Raw genomic sequence first — 11643 nt, 5'->3', positions numbered from 1 at the left:
TCGGGGCCAACGACCCGCGCAGCCCTTGGATGCGTTTGGCCTACCTCATCCGACTCACTCATCTTGGCCTCTCACGGCATGGGAACGAGCATGGCGAATCCGTTACCAGCCAACGACGGACGGGAGCGAAAGATAAGAGTCGTAGGTCACATTCTGCGATCGCAATTGTCGAGGCAGTCAAACGCGACCCGAGCCTCGACGGTGACGTTCACCATGGCCCGACGCTGGCAAACGACCACGCGGGACAAGCCGAAAACGTACCCGCAGGTCCATGCGATCGGGCACGCATGGCGAAGGCCCGCGCGCCGGCGGGAGGCTCTTCGGGGTGGGCGAGTAGGCGCCGGCCCGCCGCATCGGCCTCACCCTCGGAGCCGACCGGTCCGCCTACGTCCTGGTCATCGTGGGGGGCGGCGGACGTGACCGTGCGAGCGCGGGTCTGCGCTCGCACGGTCCTGCCTGTCGTTGACCTGAGGCGCAGGCGCCCAGGTGGGAGGGTGGCAATCAGCGGCTACCGCTTGCGGGGGCGGGGTGGCGCTCAGTGCTAGCCGTCCTGGCAGGGCGGCCCTTGCTGCCGCCCCGTATCCACAGCAAGGCGGCGAGGACCAGGAGGACGAAGCCAACCGCCGCCGCGGTGATCGGCCCGGTCACTCCCAAGGTCGTGATCGTGCTGCTGCCGCTGTTAGCGTCGTTCACGGCGTCCGACAGGCTGGCGGGGGTGGCGTGGTAGGTGTACGCCAGCACCGGCAGCACGGGGAGGATCTGGCCGTTAGGGAGCGCGATGCCGCCCATCTCGGTCTCGTTGTTGCTGACGTTCACGACCAGCCCGGTGGCGGGCGCCACGTAATAGGTGTTGGCTGACTGATAGGTGTAGGCGAGCGGAACCGAGGTGGCGTTCGGGAACGCATGAGCCAGGCTGGTCAGGACGGTCGGCGAGATAAGACCGGCCGCGCTCAGGCCCGGCAGCAAAGACACCGGCAGCGACTTGGGCAGGCTCGCCAGCAGCTGCGGGTTCTTGATCGGAGTCGGAGCGACGGTCGCCTGGTACTCGTAGGTGTTGATGCCACCCTGCTGCGCCTGCTTGACGTACCTCAGGGTGGTGGTGGTGTTCGTCTGGTAGACCCACCCGGTATAGTTCTGCTGCTTCGCGCCGAACGGCCAGCTCACCGCCAGGCCCGTGGCGGGAATCACGCTCCAGCTGCCTGGGTGACTGCTTGTGGCCTCGAGGGTCTGCCTGTCGAGCGCGTAAGGCGAGACGGTCTGCCCCACGGTGCTGCCGGCCACCGTGATGTTCCTGGTGTCCTGCACGAGGGCGGTGTTGCCCGACGTCTGCTGCACCTTGACGGTCTCGGAGATTGTCGCGGGCAGGCCTGTCTTGATGGCGCCGGCCAGGTTGCCGGTCGCCAGCGCCGCCGGGTTGAACAACGTGCGGATCGTGGCGTCGTAGGTCCGCGTCTTGTTGAAATCGCTCGGCACGCGTGCGATGTACGACGGCGTGATCCACCAGGCCATCAGGCCGGCGGAGATGAGCAGGACCAGCCCGATCACACCACTTGAGATTGCGGTCTTGCGCATGATGACTCCTGTCACGCATGCCGCCCAGGTCGCCCCGTTGCCGTTCTGGTCCAGACGGCACGCTTAGTGCCACCTGCCGGGGTCATGTCCCCGTGCTAGGTGAGAGAGCTGATGATGTTCGCCAGTAATGTGAAATTTCACCCCCCTTGCCTCATGGCTGCGCCGGAACCGGCTCGGCGGCGCTCGGGACCGTAACCTCGGCGAGGCTTTCCTGAAGGCAGGCCAGCAGTACGTCCGGGTCTGGCACCGCGGCGGTGTCGATGTTGATGCCGATATGGCAGGTGCCGGCGTACGACAGCAGCGTCGTGTTGAGTGAGGCCCCGATGGTGGGCCCGAACGCGAACAAGCCGGTGATCTTGCCGCCGGCCAGGTAGACCGGAGCCTGGGGGCCGGTTACGTTGCTTGCCAGGAAGTCGACGTGCTTGAGTATCCCGCCCACATAGCCGACCGGCAGCATGTTGAGCGCCCCCGCGATCATGCCGGTAACGGGAAGAGACGGCTCCCTGCGTGCCGCTTCGATGACGCGGTGCAGGGCGCGCATCCGGACGCCAGGCTCTAGTTCCCCGACCGGCAGAATCAGCCGCTGCAGGGTGATCCTGTTTCCCCAGCCCGTGTCGTCCTCGGTCCTGAGACTGACCGGAACGACGGCCCGCAGGGACTCGGCGGACGTGCCGTGGCGCTCGTGGTATCTGCGCAGTCCCCCCGTCACCACCGTCAGGTAGGCGTCGTTGACGGTCCCGTCGGCCGCCTTGGCCGCCGCCTTCATGGCATCAAGGGAGACCTCCATCACGGCGAGATGGCGTGCCGTCGCCCGCTCCCGCATCAGGGGTGACATGGCACCAGAACTCGGCCCTGCTGTCCGGTAGACGGAGCGGGCCATCGCGACAGCGCCGCGGGCGAGGCCGGCCGGGTCGCGTGCGGAGCGGAGCAGAGCCGGGATGGCTGCCTCGGCTCCGCGCCAGGCCAAGCGCGTGAGCTGCGCGGTCATCAGGCCCGCGGCGTCGGCGACAAGGGTGAGGTGGTCCACCTTCTCGCCTAGCGGTGCCGGCGGCATCTTGCCCAGGGCGCGGGGCTTGCGCTTCGGGTCGGCCATGGCCGCCAGCAGGCGCATCCCGCTTACGCCGTCTGACAGAGAATGGTGGACCTTGACGATGAGCGCCGCCGCTCCGTTTTCGAGGCCTTCGACCAGGGTGAGTTCCCACAGCGGACGAGCGCGATCGAAGGTATCCATCGCCGGCCCGTGTGCGAGCCGGAGAACCGCGTCCCAGGTCCGGGGCTCGGGAGCGGGGACGCGGCGCATGTGCCAGGTCAGGTCGAAGTGGGGATCGTAGGTCCACCGGGGGGCGACGGCGGGGACCGGGCTGTCGATGACGCGCTGGCGCAGCGAGGGCATGAGCCGGGATGTCCGCTCGACGCGCGCCACGAGCGCATCCCAGTCGGGCGGGCGGTCGAGCAAGACGGCCACCACGATGGACGGCCTGAGCACGGGATCGCGCTCCATGTGCCAGGAGAACGCGTCGCTCGCGCCCATATACGCGCCGCTAGGTGTCGTCATCTTCCGAACATATGGCGGGACCGCTGGCCCTGGCAGGGCCCGAGGTCCCGAGGTCCGTGGGCACAAGACCCCTGGCGGCTCGACGTCCGTAGGTTACTAGGGGGTAGCATTCGCTGGTCCGGCCTTCTAGGCTGGCAGGGGACGACGGTCACGGATGCCGGCTGCGGCCCCGGCCGTGGTCCCGGGGGGCTGAAGATGCGATGAGTGGTCTTGATTATGACGTTCTGGTGATCGGGTCAGGCTTCGGCGGCAGTGTCGCAGCCCTGCGGCTGACGGAAAAGGGATACCGGGTCGGCGTGCTTGAGGCTGGCCGCAGGTTCGATGATCCAGCCGAGCCCCTCCCCGGACAGCGTCATAGCGCTCTGCCGAAGACGTCGTGGCGGGTTTCCAGGTACATGTGGGCACCGCAGTTCGGCATGACCGGCATCCAGCGCATCCATCTGCTGCGCGGTGAGAAGGACTCACGGGTGCTAATCCTGGCCGGGGCCGGGGTCGGCGGCGGTTCGCTCAACTACGCGAACACGCTGTACCGGCCGGCGGAGCCCTTCTACGACGACCCGCAGTGGAGCGGCATCGCGGACTGGCGCAGCGAGCTCGCACCGTATTACGACCAGGCCGAACGGATGCTCGGCGTGGTGCCCAACACGACCATGACCCCGGCGGACCTGGCGATGAAGAAGGTCGCCGACCGGATGGGGCGTGCCGACACGTTCCATCTGGCCCGGGTCGGCGTGTATTTCGGCGATGGCCAGGGAACTGATGGCCAGGGAACCGGGGCCACGGACCCCTATTTCGGCGGTGCGGGGCCGCTGCGGGCCGCCTGTACCGAGTGCGGCGCGTGCATGACCGGCTGCCGCAACGGCGCGAAGAACATGCTGACCGAGAACTACCTCTACCTCGCCGAACGGGCAGGCGCGCGGATCATGCCCATGACGACGGTGACCGCGGTTCACCCCCGCCCGGACGGGTTCACGGTCGAGGTCAAGCGCACCGGAAGCCCGCGCCGCCAGCGGCGCGCGCTGTCGGCCGGGCAGGTCGTGTTCGCCGCGGGCACCTGGGGTACCCAGAAGCTGCTGCACAAGATGAAGGCGACTGGTTCCCTGCCGCTGCTGTCCGACCGGCTTGGCGCGGTGACCCGCACCAACTCCGAGGCCATCCTCGGTGCGGAGCGACTGCGGCTCAAGGGTGCTGATTACACCCGCGGCGTGGCGATCACCTCGTCGTTCTTCCCGGACGAAGACACCCATATCGAACCGGTTCGGTACGGCCACGGCTGCAATGAAATGGGAGCGCTGCGCACGTTGCTGATCGACGGTGGCGGGCGTACACCGCGTTGGGCGAAATTCCTGCGCCAGGTGGCCGCCCATCCGCTAGAACTCGGCAAGGTGGTGAACCTCCGGCACTGGTCGCAGCGGACGGTCATCGCGCTGGTCATGCAGAGCCGCAACAACTCGATCACCGTCCGGGCCAACCGCGGGCGGTTCGGCTGGGGCATGCGCTCAGGGCGTGGCCACGGCGAGCCGAACCCGGTCTGGATTCCCAGCGCACACCGCGCCACGCGGCTGCTCGCCGAGGAAATCGGCGGCACCGCCTTCGGCACCTGGACCGACCTGTTCAACATCCCGATGACCGCGCACTTCCTCGGCGGCGCCGCGATCGGGGACTCGGCCGCCACCGGCGTGATCGACCCTTACCACCGCGTCTACGGGTACCAGGGACTGCACATCGTCGACGGCTCGGCGGTCTCGGCCAATCTCGGCGTGAACCCGGCACTCACGATCACCGCCCAAGCCGAGCGGGCCATGGCGATGTGGCCTAACCGCGGCGACGCCGACTCGCGGCCCGCCCCGGGCGCCTCCTACCAGAAGGTAGCGCCCGTCCCGCCGCGCAATCCAGCCGTGCCCGCCGGTGCGCCGGCCGCGCTGCGGCTGTCACCGCCGCTGAAGGCCTGACCCCTGCCCCCGTTCGGGATAAAAGCATAGAGTCCATCCGAACGGATCCGTGGTGTCTGTGCTCGAGCCAACCGAACAGTCAAGGCGGACGCGATGTCCATGACGCCGGGAACCGGGCGTGATCGCGAGGCCAGCCAGGCGCTTGCTACCTGGTGGCTCGCGCGCGGCGAGGATCAGCTGCCTGCCGCAGGCGACTGGCTCAGCGCAGCCGAGCGCGGCCGGGCTGACGCGCTCCGCTACGCCAAGCGGCGAACCGACTTCCTGCTCGGCCGGTGGACGCTCAAGCTCGCGGTGGCGCGGGTACTCGGCTGGCCGGACGATCCGGCCGTGCTTGCCAGGATCGAGGGCAGGAACGCGCCGAGCGGCGCCCCCCGGCTCTACATCGACGGCCGGCAGGCGGGCCGCGGCGTGTCGCTCACCGACCGGGCGGGGTGTGCCGTCTGCCTGGTAGCGGACCGCGCGGCCGCGCTCGGCTGTGATGTTGAGATCGTCGAGCCGCGCAGCGACGCCTTCGTCCGCGATTACCTGACGGAAGCGGAGCAGCGGCTGGTGGACAGCGCAGGCCCGGCCAGGGACATGGCGGCCAACCTCATCTGGTCGGCCAAGGAAAGCGCGCTCAAGGTGCTGGAGACCGGGCTGCGCCGGGACACTCGTTCGGTCGAGGTGGCTGTGGCCGAGCTGAGCCCGCCGGAGCGCACCTGGTCCGAGCTCCGCGTTCGCACCGCCGAGGGCGAGGTCTTCCCCGGCTGGTGGCGGCGGAGCGGTGCGTTCCTGGTGACCGCCTGCTGGCCGCCCGGCGGCCCATCGCCAGGCGGCTCCCCGCCCGCCGGGCTTGAGGCACAGTCTCCGGTGGACACCATGCTCCCGTCGCACCGCTGGATCGACCGGCCGGTCAGCTAGCCCTGGATCAGCTCGCCGTGCGCATGTCAGGCACTTCGGGTGTTACCCCGGCAGCCAGCCGGCGTTCCACGGCGCGGATGACGAATGGCCGTAGCTGCTCAGGAGCGATGATGTGGTCAACGGACCCAACGCGCAGCGCGCGCCTGATGTCGTGGATGCCGTCGAACTCGTCGGCGACCTGCTTCAGCTTCTCGGCCCTGACGGTCTGGGTGACCTCGGCCAGCTGATGGTGCGCCTCCGCGAACGCCTTGCCCTTCGCGGTCGTGAGCAGCGTCCGCAGGCTCGTGACCCGGGGATCCTCCTCTGTCCTTGCCGACACCTGGCGGGAGAGAACGACGCCGGCCGCCGGCGCCCCGCCGATCACCGAAGCGTAGGAACCGGCCACCGCGGCCGTTTCCATGTCATCGTGCAGCCGCTTGGAGAAGACCACGAACGCGCCGCCGTGGTAACGCGAGACCACCACGAAGACGATTGGCCCGCGGAAGTTGGTCACCGCGCGGCCGATCTCCGCGCCGTATTCCAGCTGCCACTTGCGCATGCTCTCCGGCGAGCCGTCGAAGCCGCTGAGATTGGCCAGCACGACAACGGGCCGGTTGCCGCTTGCCGCGTTGATGGCACGGGCGACCTTGCGCGACGACTGCGGGAAGAGTGTCCCCGAAGTCCACGACGAGGGGCCGTCGGCGGGAACGAACCCGGCTCTGGCCACGTTGCGTGACTCAAGGCCGATGAGGCACACCGGGAACCCTCCGACTCGCGCCTCCCACACGATCGCGCCTTCGGCGTTGCGCCACGGGGCCCACCGCTCGAACGGCACGTCGTCGGCATCGCTGACGGCCCGCATCACCGAGCGCATGTCGAACGGCTTCTTGCGGTCGCCGTTCAGCTCGGCGGAGAAGATGTCGCCCACGGTAGCGAAGTCCGACCCCTCGACCTGCTTGTGCGGGAACGGGCGCACGTCGCGTTCTGACGGGTCGTTCGTCGGCGCCCGGCGGGGATGACGCTCGCCGGGGACGATGTATGTGTGCGCGTAGTGCCGCAGCAGCAGCGCACAGGCCGCCGCCAGGGTCGGCGCCCAGTACTGCGCTTGTCCGTTGGGCCCCATGATCCGCTCGAACCCGCCGATGCCGAAGTTGTCCTCAGCGGACACGCCACCGGAGTAGTCCAGGGATTTCTTGCCGGTGAGCACCATGGCGCTGGCGGGCGTCATGATGAGGATGCCGTGCGTGTGCATGAGCATGGTCGCTTCGGCGTCCCAGTACGGCTGGGCGCCGACGTTGATCCCGGTGACGACAATGTTGACCTCACCGCCTGACTGGGTGAACTCGACCAGGCCGCGCAGCACCGCGGCGATCCAGTCCATGTTCTCGGTCCCGCTGTCCCACGCGATCTTGGCGCCAGACGATAGCGCGAACCATTCGACGGGCACCCGCATCCGCCGGGCGAGGGACAGCGCCGCCAGAATGCGGCGGCACTCCGGCTCCGCCAGGCTGCCGAGTCCCTCTGTCGGGTCGCCGAGAATCGCCACCCGGCGGATCCCCTCGGGCACCAGGGACGTGTAGCTGGTGATGACGCCGGTGACGATCCCCGCGGAGTTGCGGCCGTAGGGCCGGCTGACCGGCACGAGCTCATCGGCGCCGGCGCCGCTGCCGTCCGGGGTTCGCTCCTCGCTGAGGTCGTACTCGGTGAAGTCGCCGGCCGGGAAATCCGCGGGCGCACCCTGGGGCGGTGTGAGCATACGGATGAGCTCGTAGGGATAGGGCACCCCGAGCCGCTTGGCCCGCTGGGCACGCCGCTGGTACTCGGTATGCGGCTGGATGGGCTGGTCCGATGGCTCGCGGACGCGCACGGTGACAGCCTTGTCCGCCACGTTCTCTACATCGAGGATGGCCGTCCGCGGCTCGCCGGTCGCCTCGTCCGGCATCCGGACCCGTACCGCGACCTTCTCCAGCCCGAGGTCGGCGGCCTGCGCCGCCATCTGGTGCGCCAGGTCTTGCCAGGTTGCGGTGGGGATGTTCCACACCGGGCGGACGTAGAGGAGCACCCTGTTCCGCAGCGGGCGCAGTCGCTGCGACTGGCCGCGGAGCGCGCCGCGGATGTCGGCGAAGGTCTGGGACAGGATGCCTTCAAGCATCGGGTACCCGATGCTCTCGCCGGCCGAGTCGCGGGCGGCGGTGAGGTCGCGCACCTCGGCGATGGCGATCAGCCGCTCGTCCTTCGGATTGGCGCGGGCGACGGCGTGGAACAGGTACACATCCTCCGCGCCGCTTGGCAGCCTGCGCAGCGAGAAATTGGACAGCCGCCACAGGTCGAGACGCTCAGCGATCATCGGGTGCATGTTCCTGAGCAGTGCGTCCTCGGTGAATCCGGCTGGACCCTGCGAGAACGTAAATGTCTGAGTGCGCTGGTAATCCGCGGTGGTCTCGGTGCCTCGGGCGGCACTCGTCATGGCGACGGTCAGACGGCGCAGGTCGCGGCCGAAGGACGTACCGGAGAGCATACGGGCAAGTTCAGCGGCCATCTGCTCGTCAGGGAGCAGGGACTCGTCGCGCCATGACTCAACGTCGACGACGACGGGCTGGTCGGGGGCGACCTCGGTCAGGTGCACGGCAACCCCACGGGCGAACGCCGGCAGGTCCGCGATGGGCACGTACGCGGTGACCAGGTGCACCGGCGGGCCGTCCTGCCCGGGCTCATGGTAGTCCGCGAGGCACGTGAGATGGCCTCCGAACATCTGGCACCGTATCCGCATGAGATCGCGTATCCGGTAGAACCGGCGGGTGCGCACCACGAGCAGCCGGGCTCTGGCTGTCGCGTCCGCGTCGCGGTACCAGTCCCGGATCCTGGCGCGCATCGGCAGTGGGAACCAGACGACTTGGTCCGCGAGGTCGCGCTGCCGGTCGGGCGCGGGCTGGCCGCACAGCTCGTCCAGGCTGGTCTCAATCTCCGCGTACGCCTTCGCCCGGGTGCGGTTGATCACTGGCCCGTCGACATAGCAGAAGCGGACGTCCCTGGCCAGGTCGCAGACATCGGGGTAGCGCCCTTGCGTTGAGCTGATCAGCCGGGCGAGCACGAGGAGCCGGTCGTCGGTTATCGCGTCCGCCAGCGGGTCGTGGCCGCGGCGCCAGCGGTCCAGGATGGCGATCACGATGGGGGCGGCGGCCGGCATCCTGTCCGCCGACCGGGTGATCCGCAGCAGTGCTTGCTCGAGTTCAGGTGTGCGGGTCAGCGACTGGATGCCATAGCGGGCGAGCGTAGCTCGCAGCTGCCGCAGGAAATGACCGGGCACCCCGCTGCGCTCCGGATCGAGGAACGACAGGTAGGTGAGCAGGTACTCGTGCGAGCTCCGGGGATGCTCTTCCTCCTGCTCGTCTTCGGGGACCGGCCGGGACAATGCCGCCGCGTCCGCGAAGATCTCCAGGAGTTCCTGGTCACTGCGTATCCTGCCGTCATCGTCGGACGGAACGTCCGTCAGTTGCTTGCCTCGCTCCCGGTTGAGCTCATGAGCGTCGCCGTCTTCGATGTCGTAGCCGAGCAGGTAGGCCCGGAGAAGATTGTCGATGTCGGCTACGTCATGGCCCACGGACGGTGTCGCCAGGTCGGCGAACTCGGCCGCCGTTCCGCTGCGCCCGCCAGACCCATTCTGCCCGCGAGACTCCGACCGCCCGGCGGCCGCTCGCAGCGCGACAAGCGGCGCCCCCGCCTCCACCTGCGTATTCACCTGAGCGTAGACAGACCTGACCATGCCATCGTGCGGTGCGACAATGGTGGTTTCCATCTTCATGCTTTCGACGACGGCGAGCGGATCACCGGCCCGGACGATGTCGCCGGTGGTGACGGACACGGCGACGACGAACGCCGGGGACGGGCAGCGGACCTGCCCGCCGTCGTCACGAGTGATGACGTGCGCGACGCCGGCGACCTCGATGAGCAGCCGGGAACCCTGGCTCGCGGCGACGACCTTGTACCGCCTGCCGCGGCAGGTGACCGCCCGCTCGAAGCGGCCGAGTCGCTGGACACCGACGTCGATCAGGGCCGTGCCGGCCGCGACACGATAGTCGCTGTGCCCCAGGCGGTACACGTGCATCTGGTAGGAGCCGCCGCGCGCCCGCAGTCGCACCCGGTGCCCGACCTGGTCGGGGAGTTCGGGACGGCCGCGTGCCGCCGAGGCCACGAAGTTGGCCTGCACCGCGGCCTGGTCCGTGTCGGCGCCCTCGATCGCCGCGGCCAGCAGCGCGATCGGGTCATCGGCGGGCAGATGGCCGCCCGCCTCGGTCAGCCGGTCTAGCCAGTGGGTGTCGTAACGGCCCGCGACGATGTCCGGGTTACCCACCAGAGATAGCAGGAACGCCTTGTTGGTCATCCCGCCGTCGATGACCACCAGGGATTGCGCTAGCGCGCGCTTCAGGCGGCTCAGCGCCTCCGCCCTGTCGTGCCCGCACGCGATGATCTTGGCGATCATCGAGTCGAACTCCGGCGCGACGTCGTCCCCCTCGGCTACTCCGGTATCGACCCGGATTCCGGGCCCGGAGGGCAGCCGCAGCGCGGACACCCGGCCCGGCGTCGGCGCGAAGTCGTGCTCCGGGTCCTCGGCGTTGAGCCTGGCTTCGATCGCGTAGCCGGTGACCGGTGGCGGGGCCGGCGGCAGCCTGCCGCCCCGCGCGATGTGCAGCTGGAGTTTGACGAGGTCGATGCCGGTTGTCGCCTCGGTGACCGGATGCTCGACCTGCAACCTGGTATTGACCTCCATCAGCAGGAACTGCTGCGTCGCCGGGTCGACAAGGAATTCGACGGTCCCCGCGCTGCGGTACCCGACGGCGGCGCAGAGTCGCACGGCGGCGTCGCGCAGCGCGGCCGCGGTGGCCGGGCGGACCGCGGTCGAACCCGACTCCTCGAGGACCTTCTGATTACGCCGCTGGATGCTGCAGTCCCGGATGCCTGCCGCCCACACGGTGCCGTGCCCGTCCGCTATCACCTGCACTTCGATGTGCCGCGCGCCGCCGAGTTTGCGTTCGACGAACATGGTGGGGTCGCCGAACGCCGCTTCCGCCTCACGCCGCGCGGAGGCGAACGCCGCGGGCATCGCGCTCTCCGACTCCACCAGCCGGATGCCCCGGCCGCCGCCTCCCGAGGCCGCCTTCACGAGGACCGGGTACCCGAGAACCCCCGCTGCGATCAGCGCGCTCTCGCTGTCATGCACCGGGCCGCCGCTCCATGGCACGACGGGTATCCCGAGCCGCTCCGCGAGCTGCTTGGCTCGCACTTTGTCGCCGAGCAGCCTGATGACGTCGCTTGGCGGGCCGACGAACGTGATCCCCGCCGCCTCGCACCGCGCGGCGAAATCGGCCGACTCGGCGACGAAACCCCAGCCCACCCAGACGGAGTCGGCGCGGGCCGTGGCGAGCGCGGCCATCACGGTGCCGATGTCCACGTACGCGCTGTGCCGGGTGCCGTCGGGGCCGGCGGTCAGGGCCGCGCCGAGCGGGACGGCCTCATCGGCCTGCCGCACGAACAGCGACATCGCGTCGGGGTCGGTGTACAGCGCGATCGTGGTTACCGGCTCGCCGAAGTCCTCGCCGAGCTCGCCGACGGCGGCCAGGCATCGCATGGCAGGCTCGCCCCGGTTGACGATGGCAAGGCGTCGGATGCCAGGCATACTGTGTCCTT

The 11643-nt window shown here is 69.3% G+C and carries 5 protein-coding genes; 2 read left to right on the top strand and 3 right to left on the bottom strand.

The genetic code is table 11. The features are described from left to right. Nucleotides 1-501: 501 nt before the first annotated feature. Together EAS64_RS00155 and EAS64_RS00150 are read right to left on the bottom strand one after the other, a co-directional pair. Nucleotides 502-1572 (bottom strand): porin PorA family protein, encoded by a 1071-nt coding sequence (locus tag EAS64_RS00155; RefSeq protein ID WP_145850682.1) that lies wholly within the window; start codon nt 1570-1572, stop codon nt 502-504. A gap of 151 nt (nt 1573-1723) precedes the next feature. Further along, nucleotides 1724-3127, bottom strand: a complete 1404-nt coding sequence (locus EAS64_RS00150) for a wax ester/triacylglycerol synthase domain-containing protein (RefSeq protein WP_145850681.1) — start codon at nt 3125-3127, stop codon at nt 1724-1726. Between the two features lie 200 nt (nt 3128-3327). On the opposite strand from EAS64_RS00150, the gene EAS64_RS00145 reads away from it, so the two are divergent. Both EAS64_RS00145 and EAS64_RS00140 read left to right on the top strand, forming a co-directional pair. Further along, nucleotides 3328-5079 carry a GMC family oxidoreductase N-terminal domain-containing protein gene (locus EAS64_RS00145; protein ID WP_145850680.1) on the top strand — a complete coding sequence of 584 codons (1752 nt, stop codon included), beginning with the start codon at nt 3328-3330 and terminating at the stop codon, nt 5077-5079. Between the two features lie 93 nt (nt 5080-5172). After that, a complete protein-coding gene (locus EAS64_RS00140) occupies nt 5173-5979 on the top strand; it encodes a 4'-phosphopantetheinyl transferase family protein (protein WP_145850679.1) in 807 nt (268 codons plus the stop codon). A gap of 7 nt (nt 5980-5986) precedes the next feature. On the opposite strand, the gene EAS64_RS00135 is transcribed toward EAS64_RS00140, so the two are convergent. Beyond that, the gene (locus EAS64_RS00135) at nt 5987-11632 is read right to left on the bottom strand and encodes an ATP-binding protein (RefSeq protein WP_145850678.1); all 5646 of its coding nucleotides are present in this window, start codon (nt 11630-11632) and stop codon (nt 5987-5989) included. Between the last annotated feature and the right edge of the window lie 11 nt (nt 11633-11643).

The sequence above is a fragment of the Trebonia kvetii genome, from assembly GCF_007827045.1.
Taxonomy (GTDB): Bacteria; Actinomycetota; Actinomycetes; order Streptosporangiales; family Streptosporangiaceae; genus Trebonia; species Trebonia kvetii.
This window is presented reverse-complemented; position numbering and strand designations above follow the sequence as displayed.